The sequence below is a fragment of the Sorangium sp. So ce362 genome (assembly GCF_051519845.1).
Lineage (GTDB): Bacteria > Myxococcota_A > Polyangia > Polyangiales > Polyangiaceae > Sorangium.
Genome location: NZ_CP150332.1, coordinates 4,761,427 through 4,786,735 on the forward strand (window position 1 = coordinate 4,761,427; position 25,309 = coordinate 4,786,735).

19 protein-coding genes are annotated in these 25,309 nt (G+C 72.3%); 12 read left to right on the forward strand and 7 right to left on the reverse strand.

What is annotated here, in order from left to right; translation table 11 throughout:
- The first annotated feature begins 2 nt into the window (after window positions 1-2).
- The 4 genes from WMF17_RS18435 (at window position 3) to WMF17_RS18450 (ending at window position 6,553) form a co-directional block, all read left to right on the forward strand.
- Window positions 3-1,859 carry a PEGA domain-containing protein gene (locus tag WMF17_RS18435; RefSeq protein WP_437650615.1) on the forward strand — a complete coding sequence of 619 codons (1,857 nt, stop codon included), beginning with the start codon at window positions 3-5 and terminating at the stop codon, window positions 1,857-1,859.
- 227 nt (window positions 1,860-2,086) lie between these two features.
- Window positions 2,087-3,880: an OmpA family protein gene (locus tag WMF17_RS18440; protein WP_437650616.1), complete on the forward strand. Its 1,794-nt coding sequence runs from the start codon at window positions 2,087-2,089 to the stop codon at window positions 3,878-3,880.
- Window positions 3,881-4,265: 385 nt separating this feature from the next.
- Window positions 4,266-5,651, forward strand: a complete 1,386-nt coding sequence (locus tag WMF17_RS18445) for a hypothetical protein (RefSeq protein ID WP_437603386.1) — start codon at window positions 4,266-4,268, stop codon at window positions 5,649-5,651.
- Window positions 5,652-5,779: 128 nt separating this feature from the next.
- The gene (locus WMF17_RS18450; protein WP_437603387.1) at window positions 5,780-6,553 is read left to right on the forward strand and encodes a PP2C family protein-serine/threonine phosphatase; all 774 of its coding nucleotides are present in this window, start codon (window positions 5,780-5,782) and stop codon (window positions 6,551-6,553) included.
- A 42-nt stretch (window positions 6,554-6,595) separates the two neighbouring features.
- Here the strand turns inward: WMF17_RS18450 and WMF17_RS18455 are convergent, their stop codons facing one another.
- Both WMF17_RS18455 and WMF17_RS18460 read right to left on the reverse strand, forming a co-directional pair.
- The gene (locus WMF17_RS18455; protein ID WP_437603388.1) at window positions 6,596-7,657 is read right to left on the reverse strand and encodes an EfeM/EfeO family lipoprotein; all 1,062 of its coding nucleotides are present in this window, start codon (window positions 7,655-7,657) and stop codon (window positions 6,596-6,598) included.
- 82 nt (window positions 7,658-7,739) lie between these two features.
- Window positions 7,740-8,975, reverse strand: a complete 1,236-nt coding sequence (locus tag WMF17_RS18460) for a di-heme oxidoredictase family protein (protein ID WP_437650617.1) — start codon at window positions 8,973-8,975, stop codon at window positions 7,740-7,742.
- 194 nt (window positions 8,976-9,169) lie between these two features.
- On the opposite strand from WMF17_RS18460, the gene WMF17_RS18465 reads away from it, so the two are divergent.
- Window positions 9,170-9,958, forward strand: a complete 789-nt coding sequence (locus WMF17_RS18465) for a hypothetical protein (protein WP_437650618.1) — start codon at window positions 9,170-9,172, stop codon at window positions 9,956-9,958.
- Between the two features lie 10 nt (window positions 9,959-9,968).
- On the opposite strand, the gene WMF17_RS18470 is transcribed toward WMF17_RS18465, so the two are convergent.
- Window positions 9,969-11,450 (reverse strand): PGRS family protein, encoded by a 1,482-nt coding sequence (locus WMF17_RS18470; protein ID WP_437603391.1) that lies wholly within the window; start codon window positions 11,448-11,450, stop codon window positions 9,969-9,971.
- Between the two features lie 282 nt (window positions 11,451-11,732).
- Between WMF17_RS18470 and WMF17_RS18475 the strand changes: the two genes are divergently transcribed.
- The gene (locus tag WMF17_RS18475) at window positions 11,733-12,218 is read left to right on the forward strand and encodes a hypothetical protein (protein WP_437603392.1); all 486 of its coding nucleotides are present in this window, start codon (window positions 11,733-11,735) and stop codon (window positions 12,216-12,218) included.
- Window positions 12,219-12,313: 95 nt separating this feature from the next.
- Here WMF17_RS18475 and WMF17_RS18480 read toward each other — a convergent pair whose 3' ends face one another.
- On the reverse strand, window positions 12,314-14,173 hold the full coding sequence (locus WMF17_RS18480) for an acyl-CoA dehydrogenase (RefSeq protein ID WP_437603393.1): 1,860 nt from the start codon (window positions 14,171-14,173) through the stop codon (window positions 12,314-12,316).
- A 259-nt stretch (window positions 14,174-14,432) separates the two neighbouring features.
- Between WMF17_RS18480 and greB the strand changes: the two genes are divergently transcribed.
- Together greB and gloA are read left to right on the forward strand one after the other, a co-directional pair.
- Entirely contained in the window at window positions 14,433-14,906 is a 474-nt protein-coding gene (greB, locus tag WMF17_RS18485) for a transcription elongation factor GreB (protein ID WP_437603394.1), read from the forward strand.
- Between the two features lie 51 nt (window positions 14,907-14,957).
- On the forward strand, window positions 14,958-15,353 hold the full coding sequence (gene gloA, locus WMF17_RS18490) for a lactoylglutathione lyase (protein WP_437603395.1): 396 nt from the start codon (window positions 14,958-14,960) through the stop codon (window positions 15,351-15,353).
- Window positions 15,354-15,477: 124 nt separating this feature from the next.
- On the opposite strand, the gene WMF17_RS18495 is transcribed toward gloA, so the two are convergent.
- Window positions 15,478-16,395, reverse strand: a complete 918-nt coding sequence (locus tag WMF17_RS18495; RefSeq protein WP_437603396.1) for a hypothetical protein — start codon at window positions 16,393-16,395, stop codon at window positions 15,478-15,480.
- 312 nt (window positions 16,396-16,707) lie between these two features.
- Between WMF17_RS18495 and WMF17_RS18500 the strand changes: the two genes are divergently transcribed.
- A complete protein-coding gene (locus WMF17_RS18500; protein WP_437603397.1) occupies window positions 16,708-17,016 on the forward strand; it encodes a YciI family protein in 309 nt (102 codons plus the stop codon).
- 60 nt (window positions 17,017-17,076) lie between these two features.
- On the opposite strand, the gene WMF17_RS18505 is transcribed toward WMF17_RS18500, so the two are convergent.
- Window positions 17,077-19,593 (reverse strand): hypothetical protein, encoded by a 2,517-nt coding sequence (locus WMF17_RS18505; RefSeq protein ID WP_437650619.1) that lies wholly within the window; start codon window positions 19,591-19,593, stop codon window positions 17,077-17,079.
- A 190-nt stretch (window positions 19,594-19,783) separates the two neighbouring features.
- Between WMF17_RS18505 and WMF17_RS18510 the strand changes: the two genes are divergently transcribed.
- Window positions 19,784-20,395, forward strand: a complete 612-nt coding sequence (locus tag WMF17_RS18510) for a hypothetical protein (RefSeq protein ID WP_437650620.1) — start codon at window positions 19,784-19,786, stop codon at window positions 20,393-20,395.
- Between the two features lie 107 nt (window positions 20,396-20,502).
- Here WMF17_RS18510 and WMF17_RS18515 read toward each other — a convergent pair whose 3' ends face one another.
- Window positions 20,503-21,792, reverse strand: a complete 1,290-nt coding sequence (locus WMF17_RS18515; protein WP_437650621.1) for a glycosyltransferase family 4 protein — start codon at window positions 21,790-21,792, stop codon at window positions 20,503-20,505.
- Window positions 21,793-22,056: 264 nt separating this feature from the next.
- On the opposite strand from WMF17_RS18515, the gene WMF17_RS18520 reads away from it, so the two are divergent.
- Entirely contained in the window at window positions 22,057-23,520 is a 1,464-nt protein-coding gene (locus tag WMF17_RS18520; RefSeq protein WP_437603401.1) for a hypothetical protein, read from the forward strand.
- A 390-nt stretch (window positions 23,521-23,910) separates the two neighbouring features.
- On the forward strand, window positions 23,911-25,272 hold the full coding sequence (locus WMF17_RS18525) for a TIGR03013 family XrtA/PEP-CTERM system glycosyltransferase (RefSeq protein WP_437650622.1): 1,362 nt from the start codon (window positions 23,911-23,913) through the stop codon (window positions 25,270-25,272).
- Window positions 25,273-25,309: the final 37 nt, after the last annotated feature.

The following is a 25,309-nucleotide window of genomic DNA, read 5'->3' on the forward strand; positions in this document are numbered from 1 at the left end:
GAATGGATCTGCGTACGCGGCGCGGCGGCTCGTGCCCTCTCTCCCTCGCGCGACGCCCCCGGCCGGCGCGGCGGCTGCGCGCGCTCTCGGCCGCGCTCGCCGTCGCGATCGCCGCGGGACCGGCGCTCGCACAGCCGGCGCCGGCCGGCGCGGAAGGCGCCGCGCCGGCCGGCGCGGAAGGCGCCGCGCCGGCCGGCACGGAGGGCGCCGCGCTGGCCGAGGAGGCGCCCGTCTCCGAGACGGACCGGCAGGTCGCGCGGCTCCACTTCGAGAAGGGGCTCGCCCTCCTGCGCGAGGAGGCCTGGAGCCCCGCGCTCGCCGAGTTCCTCCTCTCGCGCAAGCTCTACCCGACGCGCGCGGCCACGAACAACGCCGCGATCGCGCTGCGCAAGCTCCAGCGCTACGACGAGGCGCTCGAGATGTTCGAGACCTTCCTGCGCGACTTCACCATGTCGACCGCCGAGCGCGCGGTCGCGCAGCGCCAGATCGCCGAGCTGCGCGCGCTGGTGGGGACGCTCGACATCACGAGCGCCGAGCCCGGGGCGTCCATCGTGGTGAGCGGCGAGGAGCGCGGGCAGTACCCGCCCGTCAAGCCGATCCGCGTCGCCGCGGGCGCGCACGTCGTCCGCGTCTTCAAGGAGGGCTACGAGCCGGTGGAGACGCGCGTCGACGTCGCCGGGGGCCAGACGGTCACGGTGGACGCGAAGCTCCGCAGGCTTGTCCGCTCCGGCCGGCTGCGCGTGGTGGAGCGGGCCGGCAAGACGGTCGACGTGCTCGTGGACAACGTGGTCGTGGGGCAGACCCCGTGGAGCGGCCCGCTGTCGGTCGGCGACCACATGGTGGCGCTGCGCGGCGAGGGGAAGCTCGGGACGCAGCCGACGGCGGCACCCGTGAAGCCGCAGGAGCTCACCACGCTGTCGCTCCTCGCCGAGGACCTCGACGCGTCGCTCCGGGTCGACCCCACGCCGCCCGGCGCGAGCGTCTGGATCAACTCGGTCAACGTCGGCAACGGCGTCTGGCTCGGCCGGCTCAAGGCCGGCGCGCACCGGGTCGAGGTGAAGGCCGACGGGTTCGTCACCGAGGCGCGCACGGTGACGCTGCAGAAGGGCCAGCGCCAGGGCCTGAGCCTCCCGCTCGAGCGCGACGAGAACGCGGATATCTGGCGCAAACCGCCGAAGTTCACGCTCGACGCGAGCGCCTCGTTCCTTGTGGCGCCGACGCTCGGCGGCGCGATCGCGAGCGGCTGTCGCTCGGGCTGCTCGAGCTCGATCGGCCTCGGCGGGCTCGGCATGATCCACGGAGGCTACGAGCTCGGCTCGGGGCTCGGCGTCGGGATCGAGATCGGCGGCCTCATCGCGACGCAGCAGATCGAGGAGCGCCCGGCGGAGCTCAGGCCGATCGGCTACCGGGAGCCGCTCGGCGGCACGGCGAGCGACGCGCTCCGGCTGGGCGGCCTCCTGGCCGGCGCGACGTTCGGGTATCACCTCGGCGAGCGCTTCCCCGCGCTGCTGCGGCTCGGCGCCGGGGTGCTCGTGGGGGAGGTCCGCGACGAGCGGAACGGCAGGTTCAGGACGGCCGAGGGGGCGTGGTTCAACACGTACCCGGTGGTCGACTTCGCCTCGGCGACGTACTTTTACGTGGATCCGGAGGCGAGGCTGGGCCTGCGGCTCGGGGAGCGCTGGGAGCTCTCCGCCAGCGTGAAGCTGCTGCTCCTGATCGGCCTCAGCAAGCCGGCGTGGGACAGGACGATCGAGCTCGCGGCGTCGACCGACGGGATCGGCACCTACGCGCCGGAGTCGCTCATGGGCGACTTCGTCCTGATGATCGCGCCCGGGGCGAGCCTGCGGTACCAGTTCTGAGACCGGCGCTGACGCACCGGTCCGCAGCGCGCCCTCAACGCGGTCGGCCACTGACCTGCACGGCCTCGCGCAACCGCTGCTGCCCATGGGAGCAGCGGTAGAGGGTCATGATGAACCCCCACGCGCCGAGGCGCGACGGCATGTTGCCCCCCGCCTCACCCCCCCGCTATCGTGGCCAGCCGATGAGGTCCTCCTCCGTCGCAGCGGCAGCGTCAGCAGCCTTCCTCATGACGCTCGCCAGCGCCTCGCGAGGTCAATCCACCGGCGGCTTCTCCCTCAACCGGTTCGAGCCGGCGCCCGCCGGAGACGCGTTCTTCGGCGTGCCGTCTCCCGCAGCTCCCGGCCACTTCGCGGCGCGCGTCCACGCGATGCTCGATTACTCCCACCAGCCGATCCGCACGAGCGGCGCGGCGGATGTCGCGATCGTCTCCTCGCAGGCGTACCTGCGCCTCGACGCCTCGCTCGCGCTGTGGGAGCGCTTGCTGCTCTCGATCGATGCGCCGCTCGCCATCGCGCAAGCCGGCGACGACCCAGGCATCCCCGGCGTCCAGTTCACCGAGCTGACGGCGCCGGAGCTCGGCGACTTCCGCCTCGGCGCGCGGCTCCGTCTGCTCGGCGAGGACGCAGGTCCGGTCCAGCTCGGGCTCGGCGGCTACCTGTTCCTGCCCACGGGCTCGCCGGCGCAGTACACCGGCGACGCGGAGGTCCGCGGCGCCTTTCACGCGAGCGTCGGCGGGCGCGTCGGCTCGGCCCGTTCGACGCTCGGCTTCCTGTGGAATGCGACCGGCGGCGTCGAGCTCGGCGGAGGGGCGAACCGCCCGCCGCTGGTCACGTTCGGCGGCGCCGCGGGGCTCCTCTTGAGCGGCGATCTCCTCCAGCTCGGCGCCGAGCTGTACGGCGCAGCTCCGCTCGGTGAGGAGCTCGTGTTATCGAGCGTGCCGGCCACGCCCGCGGATGCGGGCGTCAACGCCGAGCTCCTCTTCGGCGCCAAGCTGCGCGTCCTCGGCGGCCTGACGTTCGGGGCCGCGGTCGGGCCCGGCCTCCTGACGGCCGTCGGCTCGCCGACCGTCCGCGCCGTCGGCCTGGTGGGCTGGGCGCCCCTCCCGGCGCCGGCCCCGGAGCGCGCGCAGACCTCCGCCGTCGCGGGCGACAAGGACGACGACGGCATCGACGACCACATCGATGCCTGCCCCGATGTCAAGGGCGATCCGTCGCCCGACCCCGCGAAGGACGGCTGCCCTCCGGCGGATCGCGACGGCGACGCGGTGCTCGACATCGACGACGCGTGCCCGTCCACCCCGGGTGCTCGCCGCGCCGACCCCACGGCGAACGGCTGCCCGGACGACTCGGACGACGACGGCTTCCACGATGGCATCGACGCTTGCCCCAGCGTGCGCGGCGGCCCGAGCGACGACCCGAAGCAGGTGGGCTGCCCGGGCGACGCGGACGGCGACGGCATCGCCGACGCCTCGGACGCCTGCCCGAAGCTCAAGGGGCCAGCGAGCAAGAACCCGAAGCTGAACGGCTGCCCGGACGATCCGGACGGCGACGGCGTCCGCGGCGCCGCGGACGCCTGCCCGAACGAGCGGGGGCTCTCCGATCCCGATCCACGGAAGAACGGCTGCCCGAAGTTCGTCCGCGTGAGCGCCGACGAGATCACGACGTCGAGGCCGGTGCAGTTCGTCGTCTACGGCAAGACGCGCACCCAGACGGTCGATCCCGTCTCCGACGAGATCCTGTACGAGGTGCGCGACGCCATCCAGCAGAACCCGGACATCGAGCTCGTCGAGGTGCAAGGCCACACGGACGACAGCGGGACCGAGGGGTACAACCTGCGCTTGTCCCAGCAGCGCGCGGAGGCCGTCCTCTCGTGGCTCGTGGCCGCCGGGGTGCCGCGGGAGAAGCTCGTCGCCAGGGGCTACGGCTTCGAGCAGCCGCTCGGCGACAACCGCGTCAAGACAGGGCGCCAGAAGAACCGCCGCGTGCAGTTCATGATCATCAAGCGCAAGGGACAGCCGTAGCGAGCAGGCGTCGTCGCCAGAGCGACGACCGCGGACGACACGGCGCCCAAGACACCACAACACCACACTCCCCGACAGCCCGACAGCGGCCACCCGAGGGCGCCCGAGGATCACGCCCTCGCAAGGCTAGCCAGGACTAGCCAGGAGCAGCCTAGGACGATGCAGCACCGCCGCGTCCGCACGCGCCCTCCGCGCCCTACGCGACGCCCGACACCCGGTCGTGACCATTCCCTGACAGGCCGTGAACAGGCGCGTGTGTCATCTTGACGAGATGCTCCATACGGTGGCAATCTCAGATATCCATCTTTGTGAGCTCGAGCCGGGTGACGGTCTGTGGATGCGCTACCGTCAGGCTCCGTACTCCCCCGACAGCGAAGTCGCGGCGATGCTGGACGCGCTTCGGGACGAGATGAAGCAAGGCACGGCGCGCGACGCCCGGCGACATGAGCTCACGCTGGTGCTCAACGGCGATGTGTTCGACCTCGACGCGCCGCGCGTGATCGACCAGAAGAGCGTCTTCCACGACCTCCCGCGCAGCGCCGAGCACGCGGTCCCGGCGATGGCGGCGATCCTCGCGGATCATCCGGTGTTCATCGAGGCGCTGGGCCGCGTCGTCGCGGATGGACACACCGTCGTGTTCATCTCGGGCAACCACGACGTCCAGCTCACGTTGCCCGAGGTGCGCGACATGGTCCGGGCCCGCGTGGTCGAGGCGGCGCTCGCCGCGCTGGCCGACGCGTCGCGCCCCGGCTCGATCTCGCGCGCAGCGCTGGGCGCTCGCGTCGTGTTCCGCGCCTGGTTCCACAAGACGCCGGACGGCATCATCGTGGAGCACGGCAACCAGTACGACGCCTACTGCAGCTACCGCTACCCGATGGTCCCGTTCGGTCGGAAGCCGGGCGAGATCCAGCCGACCATGGGCTCGCTCGTGTGCCGGTTGCTCGTCTCGCGGATGGGCTACTTCAACCCGCACGTGGACTCCTCGTTCATGCTGTCCGCGTTCGGCTACCTCGCGCACTGGGCGCGCTACTACATGTTCTCGCGCCGCACGCTCGCGGGGGCCTGGGCGCTCGGCGCGCTCCGCACCGTCGTCGAGCTCGTGCGCCGGCGCGAGCCGGAGCGGCGCGCCCGCCTGCGCGAGTGCCTTGCGGCCGCCGCGCAGGAGACGGGCGCCCCGCTCCGCGCCGTCGCCCGCCACGCCCGCCTGTTCGCGCGGCCGGCCGAGGACCGGCTGGGGCTCGTCGCGCGCGAGCTCTGGCTCGACCGGGCCGCCCTGGCGCTGCTCGCGGTCGCGGTCGCCCTCGTGTGGCTGCTGCTCGTGCCGGGCTGGCTCACGCCGGCGGCGCTCGTCGCGCCGGCGGGGCTCGTCGTCTACGAGCGCCTCGTTCCGAAGCTCCCGCTCGACGCGACGTGGCAGCGGGTCAGCCGCGCCGCGCGCCAGGTCGCCCGCGCCCACCGCGCCAGGGCGGTCGTCTTCGGCCACACGCACACGCCCGAGGGCACCTGGGAGGGCGGGCTGTTCTTCGGCAACTGCGGCTCGTGGTCCGCCGCCTTCGAGGACATCGCCTGCACCAAGCCGGTCTTCGCCGCGCGCCCCCTGGTCTGGCTGAGGTCCGAGCCGGGCTCGGGCAGCACCGCGCGCCTCTCGGGCGGGCTCGTGACCTGGAAGAACGGCCGCTTCGAGGTCCGCACGGCGAGCGTCCCGCCCCCTGCCGAGCCGCTCCGCGAGCCGCCGCTCCGGTCGCCCGCGACCGCCGCGCTGCGCACGTAGCCTGGCCACGCGAGCCCGAGCGGCCCGGCGCTCTCCGCTCGAATTGAGCCCCTTCCTGACTTGCGCAAGGCGTCCGGCCGCTGGATGCTGCCCGGAGTCGACACGCGTGTCACCGACGAGGAAGCTCCGTGAACTCCCCGCTCCGTATCGAAGCCGCCGGTGACAGCCACGTTGGCCGCCAGCGCGAGCACAACGAGGACAGCTTCGCCGTCGATCTGGATCTCGGCCTCTTCGTCGTCGCCGACGGCATCGGCGGCGCCGCCGGCGGTGAGATCGCGTCGCGGATGGCGGTCGACATCGTGCAGTCGTGCTGCAAGGACGGCGAGGGCGAGATCACGCAGCCCACGGGGTACGACGAGATGGCGGCGCCCCTCGAGTTCCGCCTGGTCTCGTCCATCTGGCGCGCCAACGAGCAGATCTTCGAGGTGGGGCAGCGCGATCCGCGCTTCTACGGGATGGGGACGACGTTCGCGGGCGTCCACGCCGACGCGACCTCGGCGTGCATCGCGCACGTCGGCGACAGCCGGGTCTACCGTTACCGCCAGCACCGGCTCGAGCGGCTCACCGAGGACCACTCGCTCTGGAACGAGCACCTGCGCAGCGGCGAGGAGCTGCCCGATGACGTGGATCCGCTGCTCGCCCGCAACGTCGTGACGCGCGCGCTCGGGATGGGAAAGACCGTCGACGTCGCCACGCGCATCGAGCGGCCGGAGGCCGGCGATCTCCTGCTCATCTGCTCGGACGGCCTCTCCGGCCCGGTCCCCGAGCCGGAGATCGCCGAGGTGCTCGCGCAGGGCGACGACCTCGCCGCGACGGCGCGCTCGCTCGTCGACCGCGCCAACCTGCACGGCGGCCCCGACAACGTGACCTGCGTGCTCGTGCGCTGGAACGCCGCCGGCTGACGCGCCCCCCCCTGACGCGCCCTCCCGGACGCATGATTGCCGTCAGGGCAGCTCGTCGATCCCGAGGAGATCCGCGGATCGCGTCATGTCGTACGCGAGCGTGCCCGGCGTCGCGTCGTCGCTCTCGCGCGCCACGAGCGAGAACAGCACGCCGAACGGGGTCGCGAGCTGCTCCTCGGTCGGCGCCACGTCGCTCCACCCCTCGGGCAGCGGCGGCAGCGCGTCGCCTTCGATCGCGTCGTAGGCGCTCGACAGCCGGTCGAAGCCGGCGACCACCGCCTTGTCGACGTCCGCGCCCTCGGCCCCCTTGGTGAGCAGCCACGGCTGGAAGGCGGCGTAGGTCTGCGCGCCGGCCGCGACGTTCGCGCGCATGTCGGCGAGGGTGTACTGCGCGTAGCGAGACTCCTCCTCTCCGGTCGCCGCTTTGCTCGTCTTCTCGACCTGCTCCAGGATGGAGCTGATGACCCCGCGGTACGCGGACGGCGCGTCGAGCGCGAGGCCCTCGAAATCGGTCTGCATCTTCTCCGCGTCGGCCCTGAGCCGCTCGCAGAGCTCGTCCTTGAACGCGGCCGCCTCGGCCTCGGTGGCCGGGGGGGCGGCGGGGCTGTAGTTCGTGAGCGCCGACTCGAAGTCGAGGACGGGCTGCGGGATCTCGTCCGCCCAGAGGATGCGCTCGACGGCGTGCACGCCGGTCACCCCCTCGCCGTCGAAGAGGTCGTCGTCGGCCGTGACCTCGATGAACGCGTCGTAGCGGGCGTCCGTCGAGGTGTCGAGATCCTGAAAGACGACCGCGATGGCCCCCTCGACGCGCTCGTAGGCCTGACGCGCCTTCTTCCACTCGGCCTTCATGGCGTCGACGGCTTCCTTGTCGCTCGTCGCGCTCCACCCGTCCTCGTCCGGCTCGGGCGCGGCCGCCTGGAGCGCGGCCGTGGCGGCGGCGAACTGGTCGAGGTTGTCCTGGATGAAACGCTTCACGTCGAGCACTGCCCGCCGCTCGTAATCCGCGTCGGTGTACAGCGTCTCGTTGTCGCTTCCGCACGCGGGGAGCGAGAGGGCGGCGGCGGCGATGGCCAGACCGGACCGCAGGCAGGCGGGGAGTTGCATGGATCTTCGAGCTCCTTGCCGCGGCTCGCCCGGAGCGAGCGCGCGAAGTGGGTGGGCGCGAGCGCGCGCCCTCGAACGTCGTTCAGAGCGAGCGCACAAAGTCGATGAGGGCCTCGCGATCCTCGCGGGAGAGCGCGCGGAACGCGGCGACCGAAGCGGCCGCCTCCGAGCCCGGGCCGTCGTGGAGCAAGATGGCCTGCTCGATGGTCCTGGCGCGGCCGTCGTGGAGGTACGAGGTGCTGTGACGCATGCCGATGAGCGGCGCCGTCCGCCAGGAAGCGGAGCTCGCCGACTCGTCGGCCAGCCCGTCGGCGAGGTCCGGGCCGAGGTCGTGCAGGAGGAAATCGGTGTAGACGGGGGCGTCGATGTCGGCGAGCTGCGCGATCGGGTAGTCGGCGCGCGTCCTCAGGGAGGGGACGTGGCAGCCGGCGCAGTCGACCTCGGCGAACAGCGCCTGACCGTGCTCGTCGGCGGGCGCGCGTTTCGGGATCTCCAGCAAGCGCATGTAGTCGGCGACGGCGTTCACCGTGTCGACGGCCACGTCCTCGCCCGGCTTGGCGTCGTCCGTGAGCCCGTCGGGGTTCGGCAGCTCCTCCGGGCGGAGCGGCGAGGTGATGCCCATGTCGCCCTGGTAGGCGTCGGCCGTGAAGTCGTCGAGCGTGGCCACCCGCGCCTTGAACCCGAAGCGGCCGATGAGGTTCTCGTCGCCCTCGGCGAAGGTGTGGAACGACTCGTCCGCGTTCTTCTTCGAGTGGAACACCACGCGGTTGACGCGCCCGCGGATCGCGTCGCCCCGCGCGGCCTGCTCGGCCGCGACCCGCTCGATCTCGGCGTCGTCGACCGCCTCCATGTAACCGCGCCCGAACACCGGCGGGCCGAGGCGCTGCGAGAGCTTGATCGTCCCCTCGATCTCGGGTCGCGAGAGCGTCGTCGCCCCGCCGACCGCGTAGGGCCGCATCGTGTGCCCGTAGGGGAGCCCGGCCTGATCCACCGCCGGCGTCACGCCGTCGGCGTCGACGAGCGCCATCTTCTGGACGGCGCCCGGGCCGCGCGCGGCCCCCTCGTGGCACCCCGCGCACGAGGCGCGGATGTAGAGCGGCCCGAGCCCGTCGCGCTCGCGAAACACGAAGTCGAAGAGCGCGTCGCCCTCCTTGAACCGGGCCACCTGCTCCGCCGAGGCGCCGTGCAAAGGGATGTCGCTGAGGTCATCGCCGATCAGCTGGACGCCCGCCAGCGGGTCGCTGGGCGCAGGCTCTCCGCCGCAACCGGCGTTGCTGAAGAGCAGCGGAAGCACGAGAACCGAGGCAAATCGCGACATCTTCTCGACGCATAGCGCAACGGTAAATGAAAGTCAATGTCAACAACGCGGGCGTTGTGTGCCCGGCGACGCGCCCGACGCCGCCGCGAGGGGATCGCGTGCGGGCGGTTCGTGTCGCCTCGCGAAGCGCGGTGGAGGCCCAGGCGTTACACTGCCGGGCCGGCGCGGACAGGGCTCACGCTGGAGGACAGCGGATGACGCAGCGAGATGACGAGCGGCGCGCGGCCTCGAGGGCCCTTCAGGACGGGCTGCGGGAGATCGCGTTGAACGAGGAGCGCCGCGCGGCTCACCAGAAGCTCAGCGCCGGCTGGCTCCGGTACATGGGCCCTGGCTACGGCAACGACATCTGCTCGATGTGCGGCGCGCTCCTCGAGCGGGGCACGGGGTACATGCACTGCGCGCGCTGCCTGGCGACGCGCGGGATCGACGAGCAGGCGCTGCTCGGTGCCTGCGCGGAGGCGACGGCCGGGGACTGGCCGTTCCAGGACCGCCGGCTCGACGGCAGGCGCTGGGCGCACGCGCTGATCGCGTTCTGGCGGAACCACGTCGATCCGATGGAGTCGAGGGCGGTCCCGTACCGGAACAACACGCTCGAGTCCGCGTTCTCCTACATGAAGCGGCGCCTCGCCGAGGCGGGGGTCGCCGAGATCTGGACGGTCGCTGACGAGAGCCAGCGCGGGCTTGATCCGGCGATGGTCGTGCGCGCCCGCGGCGACGCGCTGGCGATCGGCGTCACCACGCAGCGGCGCATCGCGACGGCCGAGGACGGGGCGCGCGGCGGGCACGTCGCGCTGTTCGACGAGTTCCTCCGCCTCGCGGGCGAGCGGGAGGGGTTTCTGGTGGTCGAGAAGCTGAGCCGGCGCGCGCGGCGCGACGCGCCGGTCCGGGAGATCGCGGTGACCACCGCGGAGGGACGGCGCGTGACGCAGCTCCGCTGCATGCAGGAGGATCGGAGCTGGCCCTCGCCGCCGCCGCCGGATTAGGCGCTATCCGCTACTGCCCGAGCCCCTGCTCGATATCGTAGATCTCGGCCGCCACGCCGTCCGCCCCGTTGTACTTCGGCGCGGCCCCGCGCCCTCCGGTCCCGACCTCGCCGATCTCGATCGTCGTGTTCTTGAGGAGAGGCTCCCTGACCGCATAGGCGATGGCGATCGAGTGGCCGCCGAGCCCGCCGCCGCCGCGGCCCCCCTGACCGCCCCGACCGCCCGGGCCGCCGCTGCAGGCGAAGTTCAGCGCGGTGGCCTTGCCCAGGATGCCGCCTGGCCCGCCCAGGCCGCCCTCGCCGCCGTCCTGGCCCTGGCCCCCGTCTCCGCCCTTGCCGCCGCGGCCGGTCTTCAGCACCACGTCGGTGAGGTAGACCGAGGCGCTCCCTGCGAACAGGGCGATGCTCGCCCCGCCGGCGCCTCCGCCGTTGCCGCCGAGCCCGCCGCAGCCGCCCGCGCCGCCGGAGCCCCCGCCGGCGCCGCCCGCCGAGCTCGCGAACGGGCACATCAGCGTGCCCGTGCCGCCCTTTCCGCCGCCGCCGCCGCCGCCGCCCTGGCCCGGCAACCCCGGCAACCCGTTGCTGGCGAGCGGGCCGGTGTACCCATCCAGGAAGAGCGAGCCGAAGCCGGTCGCCCCCGCGCCCGGCAGCCCGTCGGCGCCATCCGCGCCCACCTTGCCCGGCGTGCAGGCCCTGGAGCTTGTCTCGCCCGTTCCACCGTTCGCCGCGCCGGTCGGGACCCCATCGCCCCCGTCGGCGCCCGACTCGACCCGACCCGTCCCCCCGATGCCGCTGCGCGAGTCGTCCGAGCGGTCGTCGGACGTACCGCAGGTGTTGTTCACCGGGACCGCGCCGGCGACCGTCGCGGACGTGCACGCGGCGTTGCCGAAGGTGCCGGACGTCCCCGCCTCGGCAGGGTCGTTCACGAACGCGTCTCCCGGGGCGCCCGGCGCCGCGTCGCCCGCCTCGAGGATGCACCGGTTGAAGTCGACCGAGATCCCCGAGGTGTTCGCCGCGATCGACGAGCGGCCGGCCAGCCCGGTGTGGGTCGGCAGGATCGAGCGCGCGATGACGTGGATGTCCTCGATCACCGCCACGCCGCTGCCGCCGTGGAACTTGAGCGGCGTCTCGCCCTCGGGAGCGGTGAGCGTGGTCTTCTTCTTGTCGCCTATCCAGCGCCAGCCGTCGCGGCAATCGAGCCCACCGAAGATCATGTGTCCCCCGGGCACGAGCAGCGGCTCATCGAACTCCTGGGCACAGACATAGACGCGCTTTCCCTGGTGCCAGACGAGCTGGAGCGCCTTCGAGATCGTCCGCAGCGGCGCCCCCGAGGTCCCCGCGTTGCCGTCGTTCCCGGTGCTCGAGACCCACAGCCCGCACGACGAATCGACCTTCTTCTTGTTCTTGCTCGGGACGCAGGCGTCTTCCGACGAGCGATCCTCGGTCTGCATCTCCACGGAGTCGCCCCCGAACGCGCAACCGCTGCCCGTCACCGCGGCAGCCGAAATGAACCCCAGCAATACCAGTGCATCAACTTTGAATTGAATCCCCATACTATTCTTATTCCGGCCAACCCGACGTGTTTTCCAAGCAAAGCGACCTGGCACGTCCGCGCGGCGCGCTCTCCACGGCTGTTCCTCGTCACGGCCGCGGTCGACGCGAATTGTCACCGCCGCGCGCGGCCGTGGCGGGAAGCACGGCCGCGCGACCGGAAGGGGGCGTGTCTGTGTCTGCCGAATTGCCCACCGCCGGGGTTTCCGTGCGAACATCGGCCCATGAGCGCGAACCTGAAGGACCTCGTGCGCGAGCTGCTCGAGGCCGGCGGTGGGGAGCCGCTCGACGGCGGTCGTTTCCTGCCGCTCGTCACGCTCGAGTCGGGCGCGCGGGTGGGGCTCGACAGCTCGGCGACCTGGGTCTTCGCGCCCGAGGGCGGCGGGGCGGCTCAGGCCCTGGCGCCCGAGCGCGGGCGCGCCTTCTTCGAGGTGCTGGAGTCGAAGCGGGACGACTTCGACGCGAGCATCGAGGCGGCGGCGAAGGCCGCGGGCTTGCCTCCCGAGGAGGTGGCCTTCTCGTTCCCCGCCGCCGACGTCGTCCGTACGGTGCTCGCGAGGGGCCTGCCGAGCATGACGCGGCTCGCGCTCTCGTGGCTCCGGTTGACGGAGGTGCGCGCGCTCCGCGCCGACATCATGGCCGTGTCGCGCGACCCGACGATGCCGGTGCCCGTCCGGAACCTGGCGGAGCGGCTCACGGTCCCGGAGTGAGCCCGCCCCGCGCGGCCGAGACCCCGCCCGGAGGCGGGGTCGGCGCGGGGAGGGAGGTCAGGCGGTCGCGAGCGCCTCGACCGGGGTGAGGGAGGTCAGACGGTCGCGAACGCGTCGATCGGGATGTCGAGGGCGGACGAGTCCTCGCGGCCGAGGAGCTCGGCGGAGAACTTCGCGTGCGGCAGCACGTTGGCGGCGAAGTAGAGGGCCGCGTGCTTCTTGCCCTCGTAGAAGGCGCGGTCCTTCGCGCCGGCGTCGCCCGGCGGCAGGGCCTCCAGCGCCTTGAGCGCGATGACCGCGCCGTCGAGCAGGAGCCAGCCGATCGCGAGCTCGCTCATCATCTCGAGGAAGCGGTTCGCCGAGAGCGGCACCATCGGCATCTTGCCCATCTGGAACCACGAGAGCAGCCGCATCGCGGAGCCGGCGACGGCCTCGTGCGCCTCGCGCAGCTCCTTGACGCTCGCGGCGAGGACGGGGTGCTTGTCGTTCGCCTTCACGAACTCGGCCACGTCGTTCAGGAAGGCCTGCAGGTTGACCCCGCCGGCCTGGCCGAGCTTGCGCCCGACGAGGTCCATCGCCTGGATGTGGTTCGTGCCCTCGTAGATCGAGAAGACCTTCGCGTCGCGGCAGTACTGCTCGACCGGGTAGTCCTTCGTGTACCCGGCGCCGCCGAAGGTCTGGATCGCCGTCTCGCAGACGTGGAACGCCTGATCGGACGAATAGGCCTTCACGAGCGGCACGAGCAGGTCGACCTGGCCCTGGTTGTACGCGGCGGCGCGATCGTCCTTGCCCTGGTAGACGGCGACCGCGTCCTGGTGGCGCGCGAGCTTGATGATCAGCGCGCGGATGCCCTCCACGCGGCTCTTCATGTCGAGCAGCATCCGCCGCACGTCCGGGTGGTCGACGATCGGCACGCGCGGCGCGGTCGCGTCCTTCCACTGGAGGATCGACGAGCCCTGCTTGCGGTCCTTCGCGTACTCGAGCGCGTTCAGGTACGCCGACGACGCGACCGACACGCCCTGCAGGCCGACCGAGATGCGCGCGCCGTTCATCATCCGGAACATCTGCGGCATGCCCTGGTGCTCGACGGTGCCGACGAGCTCCCCGAGGCAGGCGTCGTTCTCGCCGAAGTTGAGCACGCACGTCGACGACCCGTTGATGCCCATCTTGTGCTCGATGTTGCCGACGAGGACGTCGTTCGGCTCGCCGAGCGCGCCGTCGTCGTCCACCCGGAGCTTCGGCACGACGAACAGGCTGAGCCCCTTCGTGCCCGGCGGAGCGCCCTCGGCGCGGGCGAGCACGAGGTGCACGACGTTCTCGGTGAGATCCTGGTCGCCGCCGGAGATGAAGATCTTCGTGCCGCGGATGAGGTACTTGCCGTCCTTTTGTTTCACCGCGGTCGTCCGCGACGAGCCGACGTCCGAGCCCGCCTGGGGCTCGGTCAGGCACATCGTCCCGCTCCACTGCCCGCCGTACATCCGCTTCAGGTAGATGTCGCGCTGCCGCGGCGTCCCGAAGTGCTCGATCAGCTCCGCCGCGCCGTACGTCAGCCCGGGGTACATGTTGAGCGCCGCGTTCGCGCCGCAGAGGAACTCCTCGACCACCGTGTAGAGCGTGAAGGGGCCGCCCTGGCCGTCGTAGGCGGGCGAGACGGAGACCGACTTCCACCCGGCCTCGTACAGCTTGTCCCACGCCCCCTTGAACCCCGGCGGGGTCTTGACCTGCCCCGCCTCGATGCGACAGCCGACCCGATCGCCGACCGCGTTGAGCGGGCCGAAGATCTCGCACGCGAACTTGTACGCCTCGTCGACGACCATCGAGACCTCGTCGCGTCCCCACGCGTCGTACGGCGCGCTGCCGAGCAGCTCGTCCAGGCGGAATTGCTCGAACAGGAGGAAGCGGATCTCGCGGAGGTCAGCCTTGTAGCGGTTCTGGTGGGTTTGGGCATTCGACATGGGAGACCTCCTCGTTGCCGCGGCGAGGGGCGCTGGCAGCCGGTTCCCTTCCCGGTCTTCCGCGCAGCTGCGGCACAGTTCTTCATTCGCCTAGCATGCCGCCGCGCCGCGTCAACAACCGTCCGTGACAGGGAGGCCATCTTGTGGAAATCAAAGGTGATCAGGGGCTCCGCCGGGGGTGTTTTGGGGGACTCCGCACCGGGCGCAACGGTGGTGGATCTGGCGGGCGGCGCGGCGTAGGCTCCGTCGCGATCGAACCATGTCCGACCCGGCTTACATCACGCCCGGCGGGGCGAGGAAGCTGTCCGAGGAGCTCGCGCGGCTCCGTTCCGTGGAGCGGCCGCGCATCGTCCAGGAGGTCGCCGAAGCGGCGGCGCAGGGCGACCGGTCCGAGAACGCCGAGTACATCTACGGCAAGAAGAAGCTGCGCGAGATCGACCGGCGGATGCACTTCCTGACCAAGCGGCTGGAGAAGGCCGTGGTGGTCGACCCGTCGGAGCAGCGCGGCGACAAGGTCTTCTTCGGCGCGAAGGTCGAGATCGAGGACGAGGACGGCGCGCGCCACACCTACCAGATCGTGGGCGAGGACGAGATCGACAGCGCGGCCGGGCGCATCAGCTGGCGCTCGCCGGTCGGTCGATCGCTCCTCGGCAAGCGCGCGGGCGACGTGATCACGGTGCGCCGCCCGGCGGGCGAGACGGAGATGGAGATCATCTCGGTGCGGTACGGCTGAGCGCCGCGCTGGCGCGGACGCGCGGAAGGAAGAGAAGGAGCAGGAGTCGGCATGAGGATCTTGCACACGATGCTGCGGGTCGGCGATCTCGAGCGCTCGATCGGCTTCTACAGGGATGTGCTCGGGATGCAGCTCCTGTCGCGGCAGGACTACCCGGAGGGCAAGTTCACGCTGTGCTTCCTGGGCTACGGGAAGAACCCGGAGCACGCGGAGCTCGAGCTCACGCACAACTGGGGCGTGGAGAAATACGAGCTCGGCACCGCGTACGGGCACATCGCGCTCGGGGTGGACGACATCCGCGCGGCCTGCGACCGCATCCGCGCGGCGGGCGGGAAGATCACGCGCGAGCCGGGCCCGATGAAGCACGGCAAGACGGTGATCGCGTTCGTCGAGGACCCGGACGGCTACAAGGTCGAGCTCATCGAGGAGTCGAGCCGCAACCGGTAGCCCGCGGATCGCGGCCGGCGGGTCGAGATCGAGGAGAGAGCGCCGGAGGGGAGCGGGCGCGGAGAGGCGCGGAGGCTTGAGGGCCCCCGCGCCCTTCCTCGTCGCGTTCGCGAGGCGCTGGCGCTCAGGCGCTGGCGATCGGCGCGGCGTCGTTCGCCGGCTCGGTGGACGAGAGCGCGCCGCCTTCCGCGGCGGACGCCTCGTCGGCGGTCGCCTTCGCCGACGCCTCGGCGGCCGCGCCGCTCGCGGCCGCGGCGGCCTTCTCGGCGTTCGGCCGGCGGCCGCGCGGCTTCTGCAGGAGCGACGGGGCCAGATCGCCGTCGCCGCCCTCGTGCCAGCGCAGGTAGGCGACGGCGCGGCGGCACTCCTCGTAGGCCTTGGCGACCAGCGAGATCGAGCGCGCGCGGCGATCGCTCGCGTCGGTGATCTTCGGCGCCGCGGACGAGCCCTTGCCGGGCTTCGCGGCGAGCGCGGCGAGCAGGCGCACGCCGAGATCCGCGGCGCGCTCGAGCTCCTCGTCCTCGACCGCCGTCTTCGCGCGGACCTTGTCCCAGGAGCTGCGGAACAGCTCGACCAGGGCGATGAGATCGCTCGCGAGATCCGTGTGGCCCTTGCCCTTGCGAATGTCGGCGATGCGCTGCTTGTCGAGCAGGTTCCTGTACGCGAGCGCCTCGGCCGCGACGAGGAGCCCCTCGCGCACGGTGCCGGCATCGTCGGTGAGCTTCTTCGCGTCGAGCTCGCTCGCGGGCGTGCTGTAGAGCAGGTCGGCGTACCACGCCGCGAGGGCGTAGTCCTCGAGCTCGTCCAGCATCTCGATCGGGTGGTTCGGGAGATCGCGGACGATCTCGTCGCGGAGCTCGCGCAGGTGGGGCAGGGCGGAGAGCACGGAGCTCACGGCCCTGGGGACCTCGACGTAGACGGTCACGAGGTCGTCGGGGCCGAGCTCGAGGAGCTTCGGCTCAACACGGCCGTACGCCGCGAGCGCGGCGGCAGGCGAGGAAGGGAGAACGGGAGCAGGTGCTGCTTTCGGGGGTCGCGCCATACAGATGTCTCCAGCGGAGGGCGCGCACACTGCCAGACGAGAGCGCGAAGGGAAAGGGGGGCGTGCGCCCTCGCGGGATCCGCCACGCCGCCGCGCTTCCTCATGGCGGGCCGCCAAGTCAAGCCTGGAGATCGCGATGGCGACACATTCCGTCGATGCCATGGTTTTTCTCGCTGCCCGTCGCGGCGAGCCCGCTGGCGCGCGTTCGCGCCCTGCGCGGCCGCGCGATCTCCTCCGGGCGGCGGCCTGGCAGGAACAGGCCCGGCCGGGCGCTGCGCTCTGGTAGATTGCGGCCCGAGGAATCGAGACATCATGTACGCGATTGCGATCATCCGTTACCGACGACCGCTCGACGAGGTGCTGAAGGTCGTCGACGACCACCGCGCTTATCTGAAGAGGCTGATGGAGCAGGGGCTGCTGCTCGCGTCTGGGCCGCTCGATCCGCGTTCTGGCGGGGCGCTCCTGCTCCGGGTGCCGGACGAGGCGGTCGGGGCGACGCTCGATCAGATCCGGGACGACGATCCCTTCACGAAGCACGGGCTGGCGCAGTACGAGCTCCTGCCCTGGGCGCCGGTGTTCGGGAAAGAGGGGCTCGACAGGGGCTTCGCCGCGAAGCCCTGAAGGCAGCGCCGCGCCGGGATCGCGCCGGCCCCCGCCGCGCCGCCCTGCGCGGGCCGCGCGCTACGGCGCGCCGAACGTCAGCACGCCCGCGTCGTCGGTCGTGTGGGCGCTGCCCGGCGTGACGCGGACCACGAGCTCCGCCCCCCGCGGGACGACGGCCACGTCGTAGCCGGCCTTCGGCTGAAGGCCGGTGATCACGTGCCTGCGCGTCGTGCCGGGCACCTGATAGGACACGGGCCCCGGGGTCGCTTGCAGGTCCGAGCGGAAGAGGACGGCCCTGCCCGCCACCAGGGCGCCCTCGAAGCCGGAGCCCTGGGCGCCCTCGATCCGCGCGGCCGCGTCCATCCTCGCGCCCGCGTCCGCGCCTTGCAGCACGTGGAGGAAGCGGACGTCCGCGGGGCCGGCCGGGTCCTCCACGACGAGGCGGTGGGTCGTCGGCTCCATCTGCGCCGCGTCGTCGACATCCTCGACCGGCACGGCCGTCATGCGGGCGTTCAGCGGCAGGAGGCTCTGGACGAACAGCGTCTGCCCCTTCGGGGTCACGGCGCTGGCCGTCCGGCCCGAGAGCCGCGGCGCCGCGGTCGTCATCAGGTTGAACCGCTTGAACCGGCCGGCGGTGCGCGACGCCGCGCGGTCGTAGACGACCACGTGATCGGGCTCCAGCCAGACGACCGACCGGCTCGCGTGGACGACGTCGAGGGCGGCGTCGGACGGGGTCCAGGCGTTCGGGCGGGTGTTGTACAGATCCGTCGCGAGCCCCTCGGCGAACACGTAGCCCGCGCCCCGGCTCATGCGCGCGGTCGGATCGCCGGCGGCGCGCCCCTCGCGCCACTGGCCGCCTCGCGGGGCGAGCTCCTTCTCGAACCAGCGCAGCCGCGACGGCTGGTCGTTCTGCAGGGAGAGGGTGTTGTGGTAGTCGACCGTGGTCCCGATGAGGTTGTTCGAGTAACTCGTGTGCTCCTTGGTCAGCCACTCTCCCTTCCGGTAGAGCTCGATCTGATTGCAGTCGCCGAGCTGGTGGTTGATGGTGACCCAGCCGCACCGCCAGGTGAACCACGTCGCGCTCTTCGTCCAGTCCGAGCGCGCGAGGACGGCGCCGCGGCCCGGCGCCCGCTCGAAGAAGGCGGTGGGCATCGCGGGCCGCGGATCCGCCGGGAGGGGCGCGGCCGGGTCGAAGAGCATGAAGCTCAGGATGGCGCGGCTCGGGGCCGGCGAGCCCCAGACCTTGGACGTGCGCGCATAGAGCGCGGGCGCGCCGCCCTCCATCGCGTTGGCCACGATCCACCGCGCCTTCTTCAGGCGCGCGGTGTTGCCCGTGAGGTGGTCGTAGACGCCCAGCGAGCCGAACACCTCGGCGAAGCGCGGCTCGACCCAGAGCCGCAACGTGTCGCCGTAGTTCGCCGCCTCGTAGACCGGCCCGAGGTCGGGCATCGACGGATACGTGACCGGGCCCGGCGCGATCGAGTGCAGGAACCCGTCCGTGAACCGGTCCCAGTACCCGCTGCCCAGCAGGCCGATCGGAGGGCCCGAGAGGGCGCGGGTGCCGTAGCCGGCCGTGTGGAGCCCGAGGAGCGCCTGGTGGAGGCTCGCGAGGCCCCCGCCGTAGAGGAAGCCCTCCACGGGGAGGCCGCCGCTGGCCACGCCGAGGCCGTCGGACGAGACCCCGAGGTGCTTGGCCGCGATCTCGGGGGCCTCGAAGACGGCGAAGGCCTGGTAGAGCCAGGCGCCTGTCGCGTCGGCGAGGTAGCTGCGCAGCGTGTTGCCGAGCGCCTCGGGCGGGGCGTTCGGATCGAGCGGGCGGTCGTCCGCCTCGTCCATCGCGAGCGACATCAGCGTGACCTGGCGCAGGTGGCCGAGATAGAAGTTGTTCGCCGCCCACCGGAGCTGGAGCGGATCGCGGAGCAGCGCCGGATCGTTCATGACGCCGACCGGGTGGGGGTGCTCGTTGCCCGCCGTGGCGGCGTGGAGGTTGTCGTCAGCCCACCTGAGGAACACCTGCCGTATCTTGGCCTTGTCCCCGGCGGTGAGCAGGGGGCGGCCGCTCGCGTCGGTCGCACCGTAGATCCAGTCCACCGTCAGCGGGAACCCTTCACCCCACCAGCGCGAGCGGTCGCCGGTCGCGAACCCCGGGGCGCGGAAGGGCTCGCCGGCGGCTCGCCCCTTGCTCGCCTCCTCGATGGCGTACATCAGCAGGTTGCGCGCCCTGACGGCGTGCACCGGACGGGCCGCGACGTCCGGATCGATGAGCGACATGAAGGCGAAGAACTCCGCATACGCCTCGGTCGGATATTGCACGTAGGCGTTGGTGCCGCCGTCCGGCCACGCCGGGTTCGGCCGGCCGTTCGGGTAGAAGCGGCCCTCGTAAGATGCGATCGCGCCCTGGAGCGCGGGCAGCAGGGCCTCCTTGTACATGCGGTTGCGGCTGTCGGCCGCCCACCCGCGCAGCCTGGGGAGGTGGTCTTTCGTGAGCCAGAGTCGCGGGTGACCGGCGACGGGCGCCGCGTCGGCGCGCGCCGCCGCGCCGACAAGGCACAAAGAGAGCACCGCAGCGGTGAGGATGTGGTGAATCGGTCGCATGCGCTCCTCGGTGTTGCTCGGCGCGAACCGCCGCGCCGGCCAGCGTCGACCGACGCCGAACAGCACGCGTCATGCCGGGTACAAGCGTGCACGCCGCGCGTCACCCGGAAAAACGGCGCGTGACGCCAATCCGTCGCACATCGGAGCGGACCTGCCGCTATACTACGAGAAGATGGGAGTGCTCAGTCGTATGCTGGCGCCAGACTTCTCCCCGTTCCTCGGCGATCCTCGGATCCTCGGGGAGGGCAATCTCGTGAAAGGCACCCTGATCGGCTCGCGCGCCCAGGCGCTGCGACAGAGCTACGGCGAGCGGTTCGTGGCGGATCTGAGCCGTCGGCTCTCGCCGCAGGCGGCCCGCTACCTCGGCGAACCGCCGATCCCTTCGACCTGGAACGAGCTGGCGCCGCTCATCGAGATCGACTGCGCGCTCCTGCACGGGCTCTTTGCCGGCAGGATGGAGAAGATGCGCCATTTCGGCGCGGACGTCGCCCGGAACGATCTGACGACGATCTACAAGACGATGGCGCAGGGGGGCTCGCCGTCGATGCTGTTCAAGCGCTTTGGCCTCGTGTACAGGACTTACTTCAAATACGGCGACTTCAGCGTGCGGGTCGTCAGCGAGGTCTCGGGGACGGCCACGCTCGCGGGCGGCGGCCTGCCGCTCTACATGTGCAGTCAGGCCATCTCGGGCTGGGTCGAGGCGGGCCTCGCGCTCTCGGGCAGCCGGCGCATCGCGGTCGAGCACACGACCTGCAGGCACCGCGGGGCGCCGCGGTGCACCTGGTCGATCTCGTGGGGATGAGCGGGGAGGGGGGCCATCCACCTCCACGACGAGCGCCAGCTCCACCGCCATCTCCGGCGGATCCTCCGCACGACGCCGGGCCGTTGCCGGCGCCGGCGTCCTCCGCTTCAGGCGGCGACCCGCCCGCCGCCTCCGAACGCCGCCCGCGCGAGCAGCCGTCGCAGCGCCTCCGCGCTCTCCTCCCACGACGGGGGCGCCGCGTCGGCGAACGCGCCGTCGTCCCACGTCCGCGCGAGCGCGTCGCGGAGCGCCCGGGCGAGCGCTCCGGCGTCGCGCGGCGGGACGAGCAGCCCGGTGCGCCCCGGCGTCACCACATCCGGAATGCCCCCCACGCGCGTCGCCACCACGGGCCGCGCGGCCGCGAGCGCCTCGAGCACCACGTTCGGGGTTCCCTCCGCCCAGCTCGGGAGCGCCAGTAGATCCGTCGCGGCGAGGTGGCGGGCAACCTGGGAGAGCGGCCGCGCCCCGACCGCGAGGATCCGGCCGCGCAGGTCCGCCGGTCCGCGCTCACGATCGCGCCGCAGCGCGGCCTGCTCGACCGCCTCCCGCGCCGGGCCATCGCCGACGACCACGAGGTGGACCGGCTCGCCTCCGTCGCAGCCGTCCCTGCCGAGCGCCTCGAACGCGCGCAGCAGCTCGTGGATGCCCTTCTCCCGGCTGACGTTCCCGACGAACGTCACGACGCGCCCGCGCTCCGGGAGCCCGAGCTCGCGCCGGGCGGCGCCCCGGTCGGCCGGGTGGAAGAGCGCGCGGTCGACCCCGTTGCGGACGAGGACCGCGCGCGCCTTCGGGGCGCCGAGCGCCGCGAGCGCCTCGACCATCGGCCGGCTCACGCCGATGGCGTACGCGGCGGACCGGAGCGCGCTGCCGACGAGCGGGCGCACCGAGCGCCAGCGGGCGACGACGTTCACGTCCGTGCCATGGGCCTTCACCACATAGGGGAGGCCGAGCATCCGGGCGAGCAGCGCCGCGGCGCAGGCGTCGGGGTAGAGCCACGCCCCCAGCACGACGTCGAACCGCCCGCGGAGCCCCGGGACGTGCGGCAGGAGCCCCGCGAGGTAAAGCGGCGCGTTCACGGGCGCCAGCACGCGGCCCGCCCCCGGGAGGTACGGCGCGCGCGGGTGCACAACCGAAACGCCGTCGATCTCGTCGCGCTCGGGCACCGCCGTCAGGCGGCCCGGACGCGTGCGCTCGCCCAGGAGCGATACGCCCGGGTGGTACGGGATCGCCGCGAGCACCTCCAGCGCGCAGCGTCGCGACAGCGCCGCGAGCTGCTGCCGCTGGAACGCGCACGACAGCGGCTCAACCCGGTTCGGAAAGATGCGCGTCACCCAGAGAACGCGCAGCGACCTCGACCCGCCTTCCTCCCCCACGCCCGCTTCCACGCCAAACCTCATGATGTAATGTATATTACAAATAGTCCTCCCGCCCTCAGCGGGGCAAGGGCGGACTCCGAGGTACGTCCCGCCCTGCCTGCGCACGTCCACACCGCGAGAGCGCGCCCCGCGCCGCGGCCGCGGTCTGTCGAGGCAGATTTGTAATGTTGCAAACATCAACGAACGTGGGACGCTCCGGGCGCCGGGCGTGCTGCCGGGGAGGGGAGGGCGGCCGATTCGGGTCGCTCCGCGCCGCGGGGCTGCCGCTCGACAGCGAGGGGGCGCGTGTTCTCGTTCGTCTTGCCGATGTGGGACTCCGACGTGACGGCGCGGGCCGTGGTGGAGCAGAGCGTGGCGTCGAACGTCGCGGACGTGGGCTCCGGCGCGCTGATGGCGGGCGTCGGGGGCTCGGTCGAGGGCTCGCTGCGCGGCGAGAGGTCGCGCTACGGATTCAGCGTCGACGGGAGCTACGAGCGGGTCTTTCGGATCTCGCTCGACGCGGCGCGATCCTCGCCGTCCGACAGCGTCTCGGCGCGCCTCGGCGGGGGAGCGGGCTGGGCGCTCTCGCCGCGCGCGGATCTCTCGATGGCGACGGCCGGCTACCTCGCGACCCGCCTCGGCGTGCGCGCCGCCGATGCGCTCGCCACGCGCGATCCGTTCCTGTCCGGCAATCGCCTGCAATACACGCTCTCCGGCGGACCGACCCTGTCGATCACCACGTCGCGGCGATCCGCGGCGCGCCTCGACGTCGGGTACGAGCAGGCGGGCGCGCTCTCGGCCGACGACCCCGCCGCGGTCGGGATCGACGCGCACACGGGGCGCGCCCAGGTGAGCACGGCGATCGAGCTCGGCGCGCTGGACACGCTGACACCCGAGCTCCGGTACGAGCTCACCCAGTACCACCACGCGCTGCTCGACACCGAGCTCACGCGCGGCGAGGCCCGCGTCCACGCCGGCGTCGCGCTCCTCTCCGCGTCTCACGAGCTCACGCGGAACGCCTCGACGCGCATCGAAGGCGGCGTGACCGTCGCGAGCCCGCCGCCCGTGCTGTCGTCGCGCGACGCGGTGGTCGCGCCGACGGCGCGTGTCGGGCTCACCTACGTGCAGGAGCGCTACCGGCTGACAGCGGGTTATGCCTATGCCTACACGTCGCTCGGGCCGAGGATCGGATTCGGTCACGAGCACGAGGCGTCCCTCGAAGCGAGCTTTCGGCCCGCGCGGGGCGGCGCGACCCGCGACCTCCTCGTGACCGGCGTCGCCCGCTTCGCGACCGGCAGCGCGCCCGTCGCCGCGAATCCGCCGCTCCACCTCGCCCCCGGCGCGCCGGCGCCCTCCAGGGAGGGGTCGCTGTCCACGACCACGGCGCTCGCCGGCGCGGAGATCGCCTACCCCCTGGCGCGCGGGATCGCGCTCCGCGGCGGCGTCGATCTGGAGTACGTGCGCGCCGCGCTCGACCCGGCCCCGAGCGCGGGCGAGGCCGGCGGCTCGCTGAGGAGCATCGTCATGGCCGGGATCTCGGGGACGCTGTCGACGGATCGCCGCCGGACGGTGCGCCGCGATCCCGACAGCGCGTGGGACGACGAGCGCCGCACCGCGATGATCCAGGGAATGCCGTCCGGCCGCTGGCAGCCGCCCGAGCCGGGCCGAGAGCGCGACGACAGCGACGGCGCCCCCGGCGAGACCCCGGGCGAGACGCCGCCCGCGCGCGCCGGTGAAGCCGGCACGCCCGCGACGCGCGAAGCGCGATAAGCCGCCTCGACGCTTCGACACGCTTCGACGCACCAGAGCCAAGCGCGCTCCCGGCCGGGAGCGACGCGCCCGCCGCGCGGCGGATCCGCCAAAGCCCCAGCGCGCCCCCTGGACGCGACGTATGCAGTCCGTCGACGGTGTTCTCCCGCCGCGACCCCTCTCGACGGCCTGTACATCACCGGCGCAATCGCCCGCGATGAGGTCAATTGCGCCGCGCTCAGCTTCGCGCGGGGCGGCTCAGTCCGCCGCCGATGAACGAGATTCGTCGGAGGCATCTGGCGATCTGCCCCGGTCTGCTCTAATGTAGGTCCAACTACAACCGTGTGTGCCCCGCCAGAGGCGATGCGCTGTGACGCGCGAGCGCCCGGGGCCGACGAGAGTGGAGGGACGATGCTGGAGCTGTTCCGGTCGCCGCGCCGGGCCATGGTGTGGTTTGTCGAGGCCAGCCTGCTCTCGTTTCTGGTGTGTTGCGCGCCGGGCGTGCTCGTGGGCTGGGAGCATGCGCTCGACGGAGCGCGCTTCGGGCAGACGTTGAGCATCTCGCTCGTCGCGCTGACGTCGCTCTACTATCACGGCCTTTATGGGCCCGAGCCGCCCAGGGCACGCGCGCTGTTCCTGACGACGTTCCGGGCGCTCGGCCTGGCGGCGGCGGTGCTGTGGCTCGCGTTCTGGCTCGTGCCGGACGCGGAGGTCGGCGATCGGGTGCTCCTGACATCGCTCGGGGCGGCGGCGATCGTGCTCCCGGCGTGGCGCGCGGCGTGCAATCGGGTGCTGAGCAGCGAGAGCTTCTCGAAGGTGGCGATCGTGCTGGGGTCGGGCGAGCTCGCCCGCGCATGCGCGGCCCTCATCCGGAAGGACGGAGACGTCCTCGGGCTGCGCCTCGCCGGCCGGGTGGTCAGGGACGAGGAGCCGATCGACGAGCCCGAGGTCGCGGGGAGGTACCGGGATCTCCGGCGCCTCGTCGAGCAGCGCGGCGTCGCGGCGGTGATCGTGGCGACCTCCGAGCGCCGCGCGGCGTTCCCGCTGGAGGAGCTGCTCGATCTGAAGTTCCGCGGCGTCCAGATCGAGGAGGGCATGGACTTCTACGAGCGCGTGACCGGCAAGATCTGCGTGCGCGAGCTGAAGCCGAGCCAGATCATCTTCTCTCACGGGTTCAGCGTGCGGCGCCGGACGCTCGTCGCGAAGCGGATCTTCGACGTCGTGTGCGCGACCGCCGGGCTCGTGATCGCATTGCCGCTGATGGCGCTCACGGCCATCGCGGTGAAGCTCGATTCCAGCGGTCCGGCGCTCTACTCGCAGATCCGGACAGGCGCCCTCGGGAAGCCGTTCAGGATCCACAAGTTCCGGTCGATGCGCACCGACGCCGAGAAGAACGGGGCCGCGTGGGCCATCGAGAACGATCCGCGCGTGACCCGCGTCGGGCGGTTCATCCGGAGGACGCGGCTCGACGAGCTGCCGCAGCTCTGGAACGTGCTCGTCGGGGAGATGAGCATGGTCGGGCCGCGGCCCGAGCGCCCCGAGTTCATCGAGGCGCTGGAGAAGCAGATCCCCTTTTTCCGGCAGCGGCTCTGCGTGAAGCCGGGAGTGACGGGGCACGCGCAGGTGCGCTGCCGTTACGGCGCGTCCGCCGAGGACGCGCTGGAGAAGCTCCAGTACGATCTCTATTACATGAAGAGCTTCTCGCTCTGGTTCGATATCTCCATCCTCATCGACACCGTGAAGGTCGTGCTCTGGCGCATCGGCGCGCGGTGATTGCTCGGGCTGCCACCGCGTGCAATGGCTGCGCTCT